Source organism: Mycolicibacterium parafortuitum, assembly GCF_002086815.1.
Lineage (GTDB): Bacteria > Actinomycetota > Actinomycetes > Mycobacteriales > Mycobacteriaceae > Mycobacterium > Mycobacterium parafortuitum.
Window position 1 is genome coordinate 1 of sequence record NZ_MVID01000009.1, and the last position, 15,974, is coordinate 15,974.

Genomic DNA, 15,974 nt, shown 5'->3' on the forward strand with positions numbered 1-15,974 from the left:
GCCCGACGGAACCCCGGTGTCGTCCGGCGAGGGCGGCGCGAGCATCGGATCGGGCGGGGGCGGCATATCGGCGGGCATGGGCAGGAACATGTGGTTGGTGAACTGCGCCTGGTAGGCGCCACCGCCTCCGACCTTCACCCCGCCGCCCTCGCCGGACGACACCGGGGTTCCGTCGGGCAACGTGACGGCGGTGTGGCCGCGGTTCCAGCCGACGACCAGCGCACCCGGCTGGGTGCCGTACTGGAAGCCCCGCGAGAGCAGCGCGCTTTCGATGTTTCCGGTGTGGAACCTGTCGCCGTAGACCGGTCTGCCGGTCGCGGCGTTGGTCACCCACGACACGAGGCCTGAGCAGTCCGTGCCGGCGGGGGAGTCACCGCCGGCCACATACGGAGTCCCTGACACCTGGTTGACAAGTGTCAAGAGCGTGGCGATAGCAAACATGTCGACGGACGTTAACAGAGGGTCTCTAATACGGCCAAAATCTGTGACGGTGGGCACATCAGCTGCTGATCGTTGTGCATCGTCACGAAAAACGTTGAATCAGACCCGGTTTGGAGGACATGTGCGGTGCAGCCTAGTCATCGCGAAAGGGGTTGCCGAGGAATGTCAATCACCCTTCTGGGTGTCGGTGCGTGACACCACACGGTGAGGTCACGTTTTGGCAAATCTCTTTGCTGCGAAGTGGCGGGAACTGTGTCGGGCGGGTGCTCAGCGGTGGGCGAGCAGCAGCGGCACCCGTTGTTCGGCCGTCGTCAGCGATCCATGCTGACCGACCAGCGAAGATTCGATCGGCTCGGTGGCCCGTCGCAGTAAGCCGGTCGAGCCGCGGGCCGCGGCCACCACATCACCGATTCTGGCGAGAACGGGGGCGCCGACCCGTTCGCCGAACCACCCCGCCGCGACCGCTTCGTCGCGGCTCACCACCCAGGCCCGCTCGCCGAGCGTCGTGCGCCACGCGGCGAGCACATCCTCGGTCGCGCCGGCGCGGGTGTAGATGTGTCGTGCCCTGACCTCGCCGCCGATCGCCTCGGTGCCGGCGCGCAGCTCGTCGCTTTCGTCGATGTCGATGACGGTGTCGTCGAGTGTGACCATGCCGTGGTCGGCGACCACGGCGAGCAGGCCGCCGGGCGGCAATCCCTCCACGATCGACTCGACCAGCCGGTCGACCTGGCGCAGCTGCAGACGCCAGGCCTGTGACCCCGGTCCGTGCAGGTGCCCGACGAGGTCGAGATCGCCGTGGTAGCCGTAGCAGAAGCCCCGATCGGCGAGCACCGAGCGAACAGCGGCCGCCAGATCTCCGATCGCGTGCACACCTATATATCTGCCGCCACGCAGCACGGCCCGCGTCAACCCGGAGCCGGTGAACTGCGCGGCGGACACGACGCTGACCGCGACACCGGCCGACGCGGCGCGCTCGAACACGGTGGGGTCGGGCTGGACGCGCTCCGGCGGCGCCTGTTCCCGAAGGTCCGGGCCCCACGGGTGCGTGGTCCAGCGCAGCGCGTTGATCAGGCCGACATCGGGGAGCCGGAACGACATGCCGACCATGCCGTGTTCTCCCGAGCGGTGCCCGGTGCCCACCGCGGCGAGACCGGCGGCGGTGGTGGCCGGGAATCCGACGTGCAGGTTCCTGCCGCGCATACCGGCCAGCACCGGCGCGTCGGCGGCGTAGCGGTCGAGTAGTTCGGCGCCGAGGCCGTCGATGAGCAGGACGCAGGCACCTGCGACGTCGAACGGTAGGTCGATCCGCGGGTCGAAGCCGTCCACCCCCATGGCGGCCAGTACCGACGGGGCGACGTCCGCGAGGTGCGGGACGGCCGGGTCGGGGCGGGGCAGATCCACGGGTGGCGCCGGATCAGTACTGGGGAAGCCGTACGACCTGGACGAAGAACTCGTCGATCTGGCGCACCGCGTTCATGAACTGGTCGAGGTCGACGGGCTTGGTCACATACGCGTTCGCGTGCAGCTTGTAGCTGCGCAGGATGTCCTCCTCGGCAGCCGACGTGGTCAGCACCACCACCGGGATATGGCTCAGTTCGGCGTCGGATTTGATCTGCTCGAGCAGCTGGCGGCCGTCGTACTTCGGCAGGTTCAGATCGAGCAGGATCAGATCCGGGCGCGGCGCACCTTCGAAGGCGCCGCGCTGGTAGAGGAAGTCCAGACCTTCCTGACCGTCGTGGGCGACGTGCAGATTGTTTTTGATCTTGTTGTGTTCGAATGCTTCCCGCGTGATCAGCTCGTCCCCGGGATCGTCTTCGATGAGCAGGACGTCGATAGCGCGTTCGGCCGGTGTCATGACGCCGATCCTTCCAGGGCGGTGTCCGCGGTGTCACCCTCGGTGACCGGCAGCGTGAAACGGAAGCGGGTGCCTTCCTGGAAGGACGTGTCGATCTCGATCGTGCCGCCATGGTGCTCGACGATCTTCTTGCACAGGGCCAGCCCGATGCCGGTGCCGGTGTAGGCGTCGCGGCCGTGCAGGCGCTGGAAGATCACGAACACCTTCTCGGCGAACTCCGGCGCGATACCGATCCCGTTGTCGGTCACGGTGAACGACCAGTTGGTGGACTCGTCGTCAACCTCCCGGTCGCAGTCGATGACGATGTGCGGGGCGACGCCGTCGCGGCGGAACTTCACCGCGTTGCCGATCAGGTTCTGCCACAACATCGTCAACAGCGTGGGATCGCCGTTGATCGTCGGTAGCGCGACGGCGGGGCGGTCGACGACGGCGCCGGACTCCTCGATCGCCGCCGACAGGTTGCCCAGCGCGGCGTCCAGCGCGGCCCCGAGGTCGACCTCGGACTCCGTCGCGTTGAGCCGCCCGACCCGGGAGAACGTGAGCAGGTCGTTGATCAGCACCTGCATCCGCTTGGCGCCGTCGACGGCGAAGCCGATGTATTCGATGCCGCGCTCGTCGAGCTTGTCGCCGTAGCGCTTCTCCAGCAGCTGACAGAACGACGCGACCTTGCGCAGCGGTTCCTGCAGGTCGTGGGAGGCGACGTAGGCGAACTGTTCCAGTTCGGCGTTGGACCGGCGTAACTCCTCGGCCTGCTGGTCGAGGGTCTCGGTCGCCGCGCGCGACGCCTCCAGCTCGGCGACGATCCGCTGCCGCATGTTGTCGACGTCGAGGCTGATCAGACGGATGTCACGGGGGCCGTGCGGGACGATCTTCTCGCCGAAGTTGCCGCCGGCGATGCGCCGGCACGACTCGGCCAACTGCGACAGCGGCCGCACCAGCGCACGGCGCAGAAGCACCGCCAGCGCCACGATGGTCACCGCGAATGTGACAGCCATGCCCAGCAGCACCGCGTTGCGCAACGTCCGGATTCTCTGCAGTTCGGCGACGCCCTGGTCGCGGGCCTGGGTCAGGTGCTCGTTCTGGGTGTCGAACAGTGTGCGCAGAGTGTCGAAATCCCGCTTACCGATGTCGGTCAGCGCGGTGTCGACGGGTCCGGGCGTACCCGGCCGGACGTCGGCCATCACGGGTTCGGCGTATTCGACACGCCAGGCTCCGGAAGCCTGCTCGATCGCGTCCAGATCCTGGAGCAGATCGGGCCGCGCCTGCTCCAGCTGGCGGATGTCGGCGGCGGCCCGCTGTTCGACGACCCGGCCCTCGTCGTAGGGCAGCAGGAACTGCTCGTCGGCGGCGATCAGATAGCCGCGCACCGCGGTTTCCTGGTCGCGAAGCGCCGCCTGCAACTGATAGGCGGCCACCCGGGCCGGCTGGATCTCGTTGATCAGCTGATTGGACACCTGGTCGGTGCGCTGCAGCAGCACCGCGACCGCGATGCCGCCGAGCAGCACCACCACGCCCGTCACCGCCAGCACGACGTACTGCCATCCCTGCACCGTCAGGGCGCGTATGCCGCGCTGGTCGGGGCTCATGTGGTCTGGGTCCGCTCGACCCGGACCACGGCGATGTCGTCGCTGATTCCGCCGTGCGAGGCCGCGCGCTCCTCGACGGCGTCGATCAGCGCGTCGACGAACGCGGGGCCCGGCAGATGCGCCAGCGAGCGCGCCAGTTCGAGCAGTCCCGCCTCACCGAGCCGCTCGTTGCCGCGGCCGATGTGGCCTTCGAACAGGCCGTCGGTGAGCAGCACGAGCCCCATCCCGTCGGGAAGCTCGAGCTGTTGTTCCGCCCAGTCGCTGCCGTGCAGGCCGAGTGCCGGGCCGCTGGCCGGTTCCACCCATTCGACGGTGCCGCGGCCGTGCAGCAGCATCCCGGGGTGGCCGGCCCGGACCGAGGTGATCGCGGTGCCGGCCGGCGGGATCCGCAGGCTCAGCACCGTCGCGAAGATGCCGCGGCCGGCGCGTTCGGCGCGCAGGATGCGTTCCAGTTGTTTCATCCGCTCGGGGCCTTTGAAGCCGGCGAACGTCAGCGCGCGCCACGCGATGCGCAACGCCACCCCGAGTGCGGCTTCGTCGGCACCGTGCCCGGCGACGTCGCCGATCATCACGTGCACGGTGCGGTCCGGGGTCTGGACGAAATCGTAGAAGTCGCCGCCCAGCAGCGCGTTCTCCCGGCTCGGACGGTACTGGGTGACGATTTCGACCCCAGGGTTGTCGAGCAGCAGCGGAGACGGCAGCAGGCCGCGCTCCAGCCGGGCGTTCTCCCGGGCCCGCAACTGGCTGGCGTGCAGGTCGACCGCGGTCAGCTCGGCGCGCTTGCGCTCGATCGCGTAGAGCACGGCGCGGCGCAGCACCTCGGGGTCCACCCGGTCTTTGATCAGGTAGTCCTGCGCGCCCGCCGACACCGCGGACACCCCGAAGTGCTCGTCGTTCAACCCGGTGAGCACCACGATCGGGATGGTCGCGTCGAGTTTGGAGATCCGGTTCAGCCCGTCGATGCCGTCGGTGTCGTGCAGATGCAGATCGAGGAGGATGCAGTCGGGCCGGGCGATCGAGATCTCCTGCTCGGCCCTGGCCATCGACTGAGCCCACACCACGTCGATATCGGCACCTGCGTCGGCGATCAACTCCTCGACGAGGATCGCGTCCGCGCGATCGTCCTCCACCAGGAGCAGCGACAACGTCTCGCCGTTACTCGGGGCAAGCATGTTCCCCTGGCACCCTTGCCGGCGCGCGCACGGGGCACGGGCCTATGTGTGTGGTTGACAATTCTCCAGGAGGATACCCGTGCGGCGGGCTGCTCGGGCACACCGCGGCACGCGGCGTTGCGGACCTCCTCCGGGCCCGGCTCGCTGGTAACCTCCGACCCGTCGCCGGTTTTCACAGGCGCGGATCGGCGGGGCCGAATGCGTCGTCCTGCCGACGGGACCGGCATGAGAAGCCAGGGATTTCACGACCGAAACTCTGGGCCATTCGCTGAGATCTGACGAAATGAGTCGCGTGCGTACCGGAGAGATCAGGGCCCTGTCCGGGCTGCGCATCGTCGCCGCGCTCTGGGTCGTCCTGTTCCACTTCCGCCCGATGATCGCCGAGGCCGCTCCGGGCTTCAGTAGTGCGCTGGCGCCGCTGCTCAACGCCGGCGCACAAGGCGTCGACCTGTTCTTCATCCTCAGCGGGTTCGTGCTGGCGTGGAACTACCTGGACCGGATGGGGGACCGCTGGTCGACGCGCTCGACGCTGAGGTTCCTGTGGCTGCGGTTGGCGCGGGTGTGGCCGGTGTACCTGGTCACGATGCACCTGGCCGCGGCATTCGCGGTCTTCACGCTGTATGTCGGCGGGTTTCCGCTGCCGCCGCCGGTCATCGAATCGCTGAACGCGCTGAGCTGGCTCAAGCAGGTTTTCCTGGTCCAACTGTGGTTCCAGCCGTACTTCGACGGGTCGAGCTGGAACGGGCCGGCGTGGTCGATCAGCGCGGAATGGTTGGCGTACCTGCTGTTCGGCGGCCTCGTCCTGGTCATCTTCCGGATCGCGTCGGCCACCCGGGCGCGCGGACTCATCTGGCTGGCCGTCGCCGCCGCGCTCGCGCCCACGCTGCTGTTGCTCGCCCACGGCGTTTTCTACACCCCGTGGAGCTGGTTGCCGCGGATCATCATGCAGTTCACCGCCGGTGCGCTGGCTTGTGCGGCGGTGCGCAAGTTGGTGCTCACCGACCGCGCCCGCCGGACCGCGGGCCTGACCTCGCTGCTGCTCGGCGGCGCCATTGTCGGTGGGCTCTACGCGCTGGACACGTGGCCTCCGGGTGAGATGCTCGACGCCGGCGGTCTGGTCGATGTGCTGTTCGTGCCGTTCGTGATCGCGCTGTCGATCGGAGCGGGCACGTTGCCGGCTTTCCTGTCGACGCGGGTCATGGTCTATCTGGGGCATATCTCGTTCGGGCTGTACATGATTCACGAGATCGTGCACACGGTGTGGAATTGGGCGGTGCTGCAGTTCCGCATCGAACTGGTGCCGAGTTGGTGGGCCAAACTCGTGGTCCTCGGATTGATCCTGGTGGCCGGCGTCGGCGCGGCGGTGCTCTACCACGTGGTCGAGGAACCGGCGCGGCGCTGGATGCGAAGGATGATCGATCCGCCGCCGCGTGTCGCCGACGCGGCTGAGCACACCGCCGGGCGGTTGCAATCCGTCGCGGCGCGGGCCGGGTGACGGTCGCCGAGCGGCGCGTCGTCGGGGCAACACAGAGCGGCAACCCTAGGCTGGTGCAGTGAGTCGCCTTCTGTCAGTGGTGCTTTCCCTCGCTGTGCTTCTCAGCGCCGGCTACGTCCAGAGTCCGGAACCGCAGCACCGCGAGGTGCGGTACACCGATTTCGTCCGCAACCGCGTCGCCGTGATCGGGGATTCGTACACGACGGGCAGTGATCAGGGCGGCAACGGCGCGCAGGGCTGGACCCCGCAGGTCTGGGAGGCGCTGACCGACCACGGCATCGCGGTGACCCCGACGGTGGTGGCCGAGGGCGGTGCCGGGTACTGCGTCCGCGGTAACCGCGGTGGCGTGTTCGAGGACCTGGTCGTCCGTGCTGTCCGGCCCGACGATGTGCTGGTGGTGTTCTTCGGCTCCCGCAACGACATGCCCGTCGATCCGTCGCGGCTGTCGATTTCGATGTACGGCACGCTGCGGCTGGCCAAGCAGATAGCGCGGGCGGCGGACCTGTTGGTGATCGGCCCGCCGTGGCCGACCCTGAACCCGCCGCCGGAGGTCTTGCGGATCCGCGACGTGCTGAGCTATCAGGCCGAACTGGCCGGCGCGGACTTCGTCGATCCGATCGCGGCGGGCTGGTTCGCCGGACGGCCGGAGTTGATCGGCAAGGACGGTGTGCACCCGACCGACGCCGGGCACGCGTACATGGCGCAGAAGATCGCCCCGCTGATCAGTTCGCGGCTGAATCCGTTCTGAGGCACCGACAAAAAGGGGCGCCCGGAATCCGGGCGCCCCTTTCTGGTCGGGCTGTTACTCGAGTCCCTTGCCGATGTCGTAACGGTCGGCGTCGAGCACCTTGGTGAAGGCGGCGACGAAGTCGTTGACGAACTTCTCCTTCGCATCGTCTTCGGCGTAGACCTCGGCGAGCGCCCGCAGCTGCGAGTTCGAGCCGAACAGCAGGTCGACGCGGGTGCCGGTCCACTTCTGCGCGCCGGTCGCCCGGTCGGTGGCGACGTAGGTGCCGTCGTCGGCGGGCGACGCCTTCCACTCCACACCCATGTCGAGCAGGTTGACGAAGAAGTCGTTCGTCAACGCACCCGGCTTGTCGGTGAACACGCCGTGCTGGGTACCGCCGAAGTTGGTGTCCAGCACGCGCAGACCGCCAACCAGCACCGTCATCTCCGGCGCCGACAGACCGAGCAGGTTGGCGCGATCGACCAGCTTGAACTCGGCGGGCAGCACACCCGCCTTGCCCAGGTAGTTGCGGAAGCCGTCGGCCTTGGGCTCGAGGTAGGAGAACGACTCCACATCGGTCTGCTCGGCGGTGGCGTCACCGCGACCCGACGTGAACGGCACCTCGACCGGGAAGCCCGCATCCTTGGCGGCCTTCTCGACGCCGACGACGCCGCCGAGGACCACGAGGTCGGCGAACGACACCCCGGTGCCGGAGGCCTGCTGGATCGCCTCGAGCTTCTTGATCACCTGGGCCAGCTCGTCGGGCTCGTTGACCTCCCAGCCGAGCTGCGGCTGCAGCCGGATCCGGCCGCCGTTGGCGCCGCCACGCTTGTCGCTGAGGCGGTATGTCGAGGCGGCCTTCCACGCGGTCGACACCAGCTGCGACACCGTCAGGCCGGAATCGGCGATCAGGGTCTTGAGCTTGGCCACCTCGTCGGCGGACAGCTGCTTGCCGGCCGGGACCGGGTCCTGCCACAGCCAGGTGTCCTTGGGCACCTCGGGGCCGAGGTAGCGCACGACGGGACCCATGTCGCGGTGCAGCAGCTTGAACCAGGCCTTGGCGAACTCCTGGGCCAGCTCCTCCGGATGGTCGAGCCAGCGGCGGGTGATCTGCTCGTAGATGGGGTCGAACCGCAGCGCGAGGTCCGAGGTCAGCATCGACGGATGGGTCTTGCCCTCGCCTTGCGCGACCGGCACCGAGTTGGCCCAGCCGTTGTCCTTCGGCTTCCACTGGTTGGCGCCGGCGGGGCTCTTGGTCAGCTCCCACTCGTTGCCGTAGAGGATCTCCAGGAAGCTGTTGTCCCACTTGGTCGGGGTGTGGGTCCAGATCACCTCGAGGCCGCTGGACACGGTGTCGTTTCCGTGGCCGGTGCCCTGCGGGTTGTGCCAGCCCAGGCCCTGCAGCTCCAGGTCGGCGGCCTCGGGCTCGGGGCCGACGAGGGACGCGTCACCGTTGCCGTGGGTCTTGCCGAAGGTGTGTCCACCGACGATCAGCGCCGCGGTCTCGACGTCGTTCATCGCCATCCGGCCGAACGTGTCACGGATGTCCTGGGCCGACGCCAGCGGATCCGGATTGCCGTTGGGGCCTTCGGGATTGACGTAGATCAGGCCCATCTGGACGGCCGCGAGCGGGTTCTCCAGATCGCGCTCACCGGAGTAGCGCTTGTCGTCGAGCCATTCCTGCTCGGGGCCCCAGTACACGTCCTCCTCGGGCTCCCACCGGTCCTCGCGACCGAACGCGAAGCCCGCGGTGTGGAAGCCCATGTCCTCCAGCGCGACGTTGCCCGCGTAGACGATCAGGTCGGCCCACGAGATGTTCTTGCCGTACTTCTTCTTGACCGGCCACAGCAGGCGGCGGGCCTTGTCCAGGTTGACGTTGTCGGGCCAGCTGTTCAGCGGCGCGAACCGCTGCATGCCGGCTCCGGCGCCGCCACGGCCGTCGTGCACCCGGTACGTGCCGGCGGCGTGCCACGCCATGCGGATGAACAGCGGGCCGTAGTGCCCGAAGTCGGCCGGCCACCAGTCCTGCGAGTCGTGCATGACCTCGACGATGTCGGCGCGCAGCGCGTCGACGTCCAGCGACTGCACCGCGTCGGCGTAGTCGAAGTCCTCGTCGAGCGGATTGATGACATCCGGGTTCTTCTGGAGGATCTTCAGGTTCAGCTGGTTGGGCCACCAGTCATGGTTGCCGCCGCCGGCGACCGGCGGCTTGAGCCGACCGAAACCTGCGGGGCAACCGCCTTCGGCCACATCCGACTGGGCTTCGCCGACCGGGGGGCTGTCTTCGATAGGACGATCGTCAGGCACTGCGACTTCCTTCCATGGGGGTGTTGGTGGTGGTGAATCGGGCTGCGATCACGAGATTGTGATCGAAGTACCTTGTGAGGCCGCGCAATCGGGGCAGACGCCCCAGTAGACGACCTCGGCTTCGTCGACGATGAAACCGTCCAGGTCCCCGGTGGGGTCGGACGGAACCAGGCACGGCGCGTCACCGACGGCGCAATCGACATCGGCGATCACGCCGCAGGACCGGCACACGACGTGGTGGTGGTTGTCTCCGACACGCGACTCGTACCGGGCGACCGAGCCGGTGGGCTGGATCCTGCGCACCAGCCCGACCGTGGTCAGCGCGGCGAGCACGTCATAGACCGCCTGGCGCGAGACGTCGGGCAGCGCGGCGCGAACCGTGCCGAAAATCGTGTCGGTGTCGGCGTGTGGTTGACCGCTGACGGCCTCCAGCACAGCTAATCTCGGACGCGTCACACGCAGGTGCGCGCCGCGAAGCAGTTCCGCGTAGTCCGAGTTCACACAGATGTTGTACGCCCTTTTCTGGACTCAGTCAAGATTGACGCGCAGAGCAATTCTGTCCTGTTAGGGTTCTCCGGTGATCCGAAACGTGGTGCTGGCCAAATTGAAGGCGGGCTACGACGCCGCCGAGGTGTCCTCGATCCAGGACGGACTTCGCAGCCTGAACACCACGGGCACGGTGCGCTACACCGTCGGCACCGACGCCGGGCTGCGGGACGGCAACTGGGATTTCGTCATCGTCGCCGACTTCGAGGACGTGGACGCATACCGGACCTATGACGAGGACACCGCGCACAACGAGCTGCGCGCGCGGCTGGCGCCGTTCGTCGACCAGATCGCCCGCGCACAGTTCGAGATTCCCGACGCCTGACGCGCTGACCTCACTGCGGCCGACCGCCGCGGTGAGGACAAGTTAACGCGTTCTCAAAGCCGCGCGACGCGGCGTGTTACCGGGGTCGGCCAACCTCTCGAGATGAGCATCTTCGACCACATCGGTGGCCCGCCGGCCGTCACGGCCGCAGTCGACGACTTCTATCGCAGGCTGGTCGCCGACCCCGACCTGACGCACTACTTCGACGGTGTCGCGATGAACCGCCTCAAGACGCATCAGCGTTCCTTCATCGCTGCCGCGCTGGGCGGGCCCGAGCCGTACCTCGGCCGCTCCATGCGCGAAGCCCACTCGCACCTGGCCATCACCGCCGAGCATTTCGACCGGGTGGTGGCGCACCTGGCCGACACGCTGACCGACCTCGGGGTCGGTGCGGACATCATCGAACAGATCGGCGCAAAGCTGGCGCCGCTCAAGGACGAAGTCGTCAGCGCCGACGGCGCGGCCGTCCGCGCCGGCTGACGGTCACACGCCGCGGGTGTAGCGCCGCACGAAGGTGCGCAACACCGTCATCGGGTGCGTGACGTCGTACCGGCGGGCATCGTCCTTGAGCGCATCGGCGGTCTCGGGAGCGAAGTAGCCGTGGTTCTTGTACACGTCGATGCGGGTGTACAGACCGTCGATGTCGAGTTCGGGATGGAACTGGGTGGCATAGACGTTCGCGCCGACGCGGAAGGCCTGCACCGGGCAGTCGCGCGAACTGGCCAGCCGGACGACTCCGGCGGGCAACCGGGCCGCGGCTTCCTTGTGCCCGCCGTAGGCGTCGAACGTGTCCGGGAGCCCGCCGAACAGCGGATCGCGCCGGCCGTCGTCGGTCAGATGTACGGTGACCCCGCCGACCGGCTCACTGTGCACCCGATCGATCTCGGCGCCGATCACCGCCCCGACAGTGCCGACGCCGTAACAACATCCGAGGAACGGGAAGTCACGGGCGACGACCTCGGTGAGCAGCGCTGCCAGTTCGCCCTCGACGCGGGTCTGGGTCGAGGACTTGGTCGCCGCGTCGTCGCTGACGTTGTAGGGCCCGCCGCCGAGCATGATGCCCGACCACCGCGCCAGGTCCACCGTGCCGAGCTCCTGATGCGTCAACCGGACGCGGCGCAACCCGGACTCGTCGAGCCCGCCGAACCGCATCATCGCCGCGTACTCGTCGTCTGCGGCCTCGTCCTCGGCGCGGATCGACAGCAGCAGAAACGGGGCGTCGGCCACGGCGTAAGCGTAACGAGATCGCCGGTCCCGGCCGGGTCATTCCGGCTTGCGATACACGACCATCTCGCGCGACAGCACCCGCCGCACCCGAGGATCCCGGCTGCACGCCACCGCGAACACCGTGAGCAGTATCCAGCTCAGCAGTGCACTGGCGAACACCATGGTGAAGGCCGCCCAGGCCCCGCCCGTGAGCTCGGTGGACGCCTTGTACCTCGCCCACAGCCGCCAATAGATCATCAGGTTCACGGTCAGGCCGACACCGTAGGAGATCGCGAACGACAACAGGAAGGGCCGCCACGTGCCGTCGTGCCGGCGCGCCGACACCGGCTCGTGCCGTAGGGGATACACCACCGACAGCACGTTGCCGACCCCCAGCCAGATGAACACCATCGTGACCAACTGGTCGATCATCGGCACCGGGTTGACCTCACCGGCCACCGCGAGCAGCGCGATCACCGGAAGCCCCGCGGCGGTGATCATCGCGGCCATCGCCAGGTTCTTCGCCACCAGGATCCGCCACAGCGGTTCCCCGCGCTCCAGCATCGCGCGGACTCGGGCCGCCTCGAAACACAGCGCGTTGGTGCAGATCACGCTGCCCACGACGGCCGAGAACAGGTACAGCGTCAACCGCCCGGCGTCGTCGTATCGGGTAAGGCCGGTGAGGTGATAGAAGGTCACCATCGACAGCGCGATCGCCAGCGTGACCACGATGCGCGCCAGGATCGCGCGTGGCCGGTCGGCCAGCAGGTGGCGCACCTCGCCGGCGACGGGGCGGCCGAGGGACCCGAGTTGGGTCAGCAGGTTCCGCGCCGCGGCGCTTCGCACCGGGGCGCCGGCGCCCTCGGCCGTGGCACGCCGGGCCGCGGCGACGGCGATCACGGCTTCGGCGAGTGCGACCCGGGCCAAACCCACGGCGACGACGGCGTTCGCGCGCGCCTCCTGCGGCGTCGCCGCCCGCGGAGCGTCGCCGGCGCGGCACTGCGCGCGGGTCCGCCACCACGGACTCGCCGCCGCCGCGGCGATGTCGGCACCGCCGTCGACCGCGGCGAGGTCGGCGTGGGCCCGACCCTCCGCTCGCGCCAGCGCCGCGTCGTCGTCCCAGTCCGCCGCCGCGGCGGCGGCGTCGAGGTGGCGCAGGGCGTCGGCGAGGTGTCGCAGCTCGTCGGTCGGCATGGCGCACACTCAATCATGTCGCGGGCGGCTAGCTTGTCCGACAGTGAGAACGCTGATTGATTTCGACGACGCCCCGGTCTTCGCCATCCCGACCGAGACGGGGGTGCGCGAGGGCGTGCTGCTCGACGGACCGCAGGGCTGGGGCGAGTTCTGTCCGCCCGCCGATGTCGACGACGTCGGAGCCGCACTCTGGCTGACCGCGGCGATGGAGCCGAGCACCGTCGGCTGGCCGGATGTGTGGCGGGGCCGGGTCCCGGTGTCCGACGGCCGCTCGCGGCACACCGTCGTGATCGACGACGTCGACGATGCCGTGACGCGCATCGCCGCGCTGGGATCGGCCGAACTGGTGGAGCTGGTGTGCCGGACACCTCAGGACGCCGCGGCGGTCCGGCGCCGGGTCGGCGTACCCGTGGCGGCCGACGCCGCATTGCTGACCGCGGACCCCGAGTGCGCCGACGTCGTGGTGCTGCGGTGCGGCCCGCTCGGGGGAGTGCGCCGGGCGCTGCGCCGCGCCGAGCGGTTGGCGCTGCCGGCGGTCGTCGACTTCACCGGGACGACGAGCATCGGGCTGGCCGCCGACGTGGCGCTGGCCGCGGCGCTGCCGGAGCTGCCCTACGCCTGCGGCCCCGTCCCGCGGTGGCTACACGATGCCGACATCGTCTCTGCCGCACGGTCACTCGTGCCTGTCGACGGGTTCCTGCCGGCGGCCCCGATGCCGGCCGCCCCGGACCCGGAGCGGCTGGCACGGTTTCAGGTCACCGATCCCGAGACAGCCGCACGCTGGCGCGGACTGCTGCACCGCGCCGCCGCACTGCTCTGACGGGTCAGTCCTGCTTGGTGATCAACCGCGTCAGCGCCTTGCGGTCGGGTGCGAGGAGTTCGTCGATCCGGGTCTGGTTCACGTCGGCGACGATGATCTCGCCGACCTCCTGGTAGACATCGCTGAAGATGCCGTGCGACTTCATCTTGTCGGTCTGGTAGATGTTGTCCTCGGTCGGCGTCACGTAGTACACGATCTCGGCCTTGAATCGGTGGATCAGCCACAGGTGGATGACGTCCATCAGCCGCTTCTGGCGCAGCTGCTCGGCGAACGTGTTCTGGTCGCGCACCGTCAGGATGCTGCGACCGTGCCGGTCCTTGATCGGGTCGACGACTACGTTGGCCAGCGGTTCGTCGCCGTCGCCCAGGATCTGCAGGTCCAGCACGTCCGAGCCGGCGCGCCGCGGACGCAACTGCACGTGGAGCCGTTCCGGCAGCTGATAGTGCTCGCTCCACAGCGCCAGCCATTCCTCCAGCAGCTTCTTGGGCACCTCGGTCTGCACCAGGTGCTGATGCTGTGTGGAGCCCTTGCCCATCGATTTCGTCGTCGCCGTGCGACCGGACGAGGCCGCCAGCGCGGCATCGCTGCGCGGTCCGCCGACGAGTGTCTGCGGTGTGCGGTACGGGGATTCGACCAGTCGCATCTTGCGCTGCAACCGGGCCAGCGCGAGCATGCCCTCTTGCCGTAGCGAGGTCGCGAACTCTTCGGACGCCACACCGTCGACCTGGTGCCCGCCGTAGGTGATGAAGTTGAAGACGAACCCGAGCTTGCCGATCTCCTCGGGGAACGCCCGCATCTCCTCGTCGGACATCCCGGTGGTGTCCCAGTTGAACGACGGTGACAGGTTGTAGGCCAGCATCTTGTCCGGATACACCGCGTGGATCGCGTCGGCGAACTGTTTGGCGTCGGCGAGGTCGGCGGTCTTGGTCTCCATCCAGAGGATGTCGGCGAACGGCGCGGCCGCCAGCGACTTGGCGATCGCGTACGGAATGCCGCCGCGCACCTGGTAGTAGCCCTCCGGGGTCTTGACCCGCTCACAGTCCCACGCGACATCGGCACCGAGTTCCTTGGCCTTTTCCCGTGCGGTGTACAGCGGCGCCCGCTCCGCGAACTCCCGCCACTCCGCGACGCTCATCGCCGACGGTTCACCCTCGCGCTCGCGGAACTCCAGCAGCTCGGCGACCGCCTCACCGTAGGTGTTCAGACCCGCGTCGTTCTCCCATGCCTCGACGAACCGCGACTCCACCTTGTCGAACGCGGCGTCGAGGGAGGATTCGGCGCCGTCCTGCCAGGCGGCGGCCGTGTCGTCGATCAGCGACAGCACACCCTGGCGGTCCAGCCAGGCCTCGGCGGTCGCGTACTCACCCTCGGGCAGTGCATAGAGCAGATGGCCGTTCAACTCGGTCACGCCCCTGTTGTAGAAGCGGCGCACCATCGCCAGGAAACACGACTTGTACGACGGGATCTTGAGGTTCGTGGCGCCGAGCAGGAACGGCTGGTCGCGCTCGTCGGCGCGGCTGTCGATCAGGTTGGCCGCCTCGGCGTCGGTGCGCGCGACGATGATGCCGGGCACCCGCATGACGTCGAGCTGGAATCGGGCCGCGTTGAGCCGTTTGATCTGTTCGTCGGACGGCACCAGCACCTTGCCGCCCTGATGGCCGCACTTCTTGGTACCCGGGCGCTGGTCCTCGATGTGGTACCCGGGCACACCGACCTCGACAAAGCGCCGAATCAGGTTGCGCACGTGGGGATCTCCGCCGTGGCCGGTGTCGGCGTCGGCGATGATGAACGGCCGGTAGTCCACCGGTGGCGTGGCCGCCCGTTGTTCCTCGGTCATCTGCAGCCGCAGGTACTGCTGGTTGCGGTCGGCGGTGAGCAGGGCGCGGACGATGCCCGCCGCCTCCTCGGGCACCTGGCTGAGCGGGTAGCTGGCCAGGTCGGGTCCCGGATCCTCGCTGATCGACCCCTTCGCCGAGGTGGCCCAGCCGCCGAGGTAGATGCCCTCGATGCCCATCCGCTTCATCACGACGGCCTGGCCGGGGGAGTACGGCCCGAACGTGGTGATGCTGCGGCCCTGGGCGAACAGTTCCCGCAGGTGCGGGTAGAACGCGGTGGCCGCCTCCCGCGCGGTCGGGTAGTCCGCCGGGATGGTGCCGCGCTGCTCGGCGACCTGACGCGCCGTGTATAGGCGGGTGATGCCCTCGAACCGGGGGCTGTCGAAATAGCGTTGGGTCTCCGCGACGTCCCGCTCGAACGGGGTCTGAGGCTGGAGGTCAGCTTCGATGATGGCCATGCCCCAC

The 15,974-nt window shown here is 68.6% G+C and carries 15 protein-coding genes; 5 read left to right on the forward strand and 10 right to left on the reverse strand.

The annotated features are described in order from the left end of the window. The 5 genes from BST38_RS12250 to BST38_RS12270 all read right to left on the reverse strand — a co-directional run. A partial coding sequence (locus BST38_RS12250) for an NlpC/P60 family protein (RefSeq protein ID WP_237160768.1) occupies positions 1-441 on the reverse strand: 441 nt, incomplete at its 3' end. 267 nt (positions 442-708) lie between these two features. Beyond that, on the reverse strand, positions 709-1,842 hold the full coding sequence (locus BST38_RS12255) for an alkaline phosphatase family protein (protein WP_083143587.1): 1,134 nt from the start codon (positions 1,840-1,842) through the stop codon (positions 709-711). A gap of 13 nt (positions 1,843-1,855) precedes the next feature. Further along, the gene (locus BST38_RS12260; protein WP_083143588.1) at positions 1,856-2,296 is read right to left on the reverse strand and encodes a response regulator; all 441 of its coding nucleotides are present in this window, start codon (positions 2,294-2,296) and stop codon (positions 1,856-1,858) included. Next, entirely contained in the window at positions 2,293-3,882 is a 1,590-nt protein-coding gene (locus BST38_RS12265) for a sensor histidine kinase (protein WP_083143589.1), read from the reverse strand. Before BST38_RS12265 ends, BST38_RS12260 begins: the two co-directional genes overlap by 4 nt. After that, positions 3,879-5,054, reverse strand: coding sequence for a PP2C family protein-serine/threonine phosphatase (locus tag BST38_RS12270; RefSeq protein WP_083143590.1), 1,176 nt, complete (start codon positions 5,052-5,054; stop codon positions 3,879-3,881). Before BST38_RS12270 ends, BST38_RS12265 begins: the two co-directional genes overlap by 4 nt. 283 nt (positions 5,055-5,337) lie before the next feature. Here BST38_RS12270 and BST38_RS12275 point away from each other — a divergent pair, with 283 nt between their 5' ends. Together BST38_RS12275 and BST38_RS12280 are read left to right on the forward strand one after the other, a co-directional pair. Further along, positions 5,338-6,549 carry an acyltransferase family protein gene (locus BST38_RS12275; RefSeq protein ID WP_083143591.1) on the forward strand — a complete coding sequence of 404 codons (1,212 nt, stop codon included), beginning with the start codon at positions 5,338-5,340 and terminating at the stop codon, positions 6,547-6,549. Positions 6,550-6,607: 58 nt separating this feature from the next. Beyond that, positions 6,608-7,297: an Rv0518 family GDSL lipase gene (locus BST38_RS12280; protein WP_083143592.1), complete on the forward strand. Its 690-nt coding sequence runs from the start codon at positions 6,608-6,610 to the stop codon at positions 7,295-7,297. Between the two features lie 54 nt (positions 7,298-7,351). On the opposite strand, the gene katG is transcribed toward BST38_RS12280, so the two are convergent. Next, complete coding sequence (gene katG, locus BST38_RS12285) at positions 7,352-9,583, reverse strand: catalase/peroxidase HPI (protein ID WP_083143593.1); 2,232 nt, start codon at positions 9,581-9,583, stop codon at positions 7,352-7,354. A gap of 48 nt (positions 9,584-9,631) precedes the next feature. Continuing rightward, positions 9,632-10,084, reverse strand: a complete 453-nt coding sequence (locus BST38_RS12290; protein WP_083143594.1) for a Fur family transcriptional regulator — start codon at positions 10,082-10,084, stop codon at positions 9,632-9,634. Positions 10,085-10,160: 76 nt separating this feature from the next. Here BST38_RS12290 and BST38_RS12295 point away from each other — a divergent pair, with 76 nt between their 5' ends. Both BST38_RS12295 and BST38_RS12300 read left to right on the forward strand, forming a co-directional pair. Continuing rightward, positions 10,161-10,454, forward strand: a complete 294-nt coding sequence (locus BST38_RS12295) for a Dabb family protein (protein ID WP_083143595.1) — start codon at positions 10,161-10,163, stop codon at positions 10,452-10,454. 102 nt (positions 10,455-10,556) lie between these two features. After that, entirely contained in the window at positions 10,557-10,934 is a 378-nt protein-coding gene (locus BST38_RS12300) for a group I truncated hemoglobin (RefSeq protein WP_083143596.1), read from the forward strand. A 3-nt stretch (positions 10,935-10,937) separates the two neighbouring features. Here the strand turns inward: BST38_RS12300 and BST38_RS12305 are convergent, their stop codons facing one another. Together BST38_RS12305 and BST38_RS12310 are read right to left on the reverse strand one after the other, a co-directional pair. Then, positions 10,938-11,681 (reverse strand): glutamine amidotransferase, encoded by a 744-nt coding sequence (locus tag BST38_RS12305; protein WP_083143597.1) that lies wholly within the window; start codon positions 11,679-11,681, stop codon positions 10,938-10,940. Positions 11,682-11,717: 36 nt separating this feature from the next. Next, positions 11,718-12,854, reverse strand: a complete 1,137-nt coding sequence (locus BST38_RS12310) for an ABC transporter permease (protein WP_083143598.1) — start codon at positions 12,852-12,854, stop codon at positions 11,718-11,720. A gap of 43 nt (positions 12,855-12,897) precedes the next feature. Between BST38_RS12310 and BST38_RS12315 the strand changes: the two genes are divergently transcribed. Beyond that, positions 12,898-13,674: an O-succinylbenzoate-CoA synthase gene (locus BST38_RS12315; protein ID WP_083143599.1), complete on the forward strand. Its 777-nt coding sequence runs from the start codon at positions 12,898-12,900 to the stop codon at positions 13,672-13,674. 4 nt (positions 13,675-13,678) lie between these two features. Here BST38_RS12315 and aceA read toward each other — a convergent pair whose 3' ends face one another. Next, entirely contained in the window at positions 13,679-15,967 is a 2,289-nt protein-coding gene (gene aceA / locus BST38_RS12320) for an isocitrate lyase ICL2 (RefSeq protein ID WP_083143600.1), read from the reverse strand. Between the last annotated feature and the right edge of the window lie 7 nt (positions 15,968-15,974).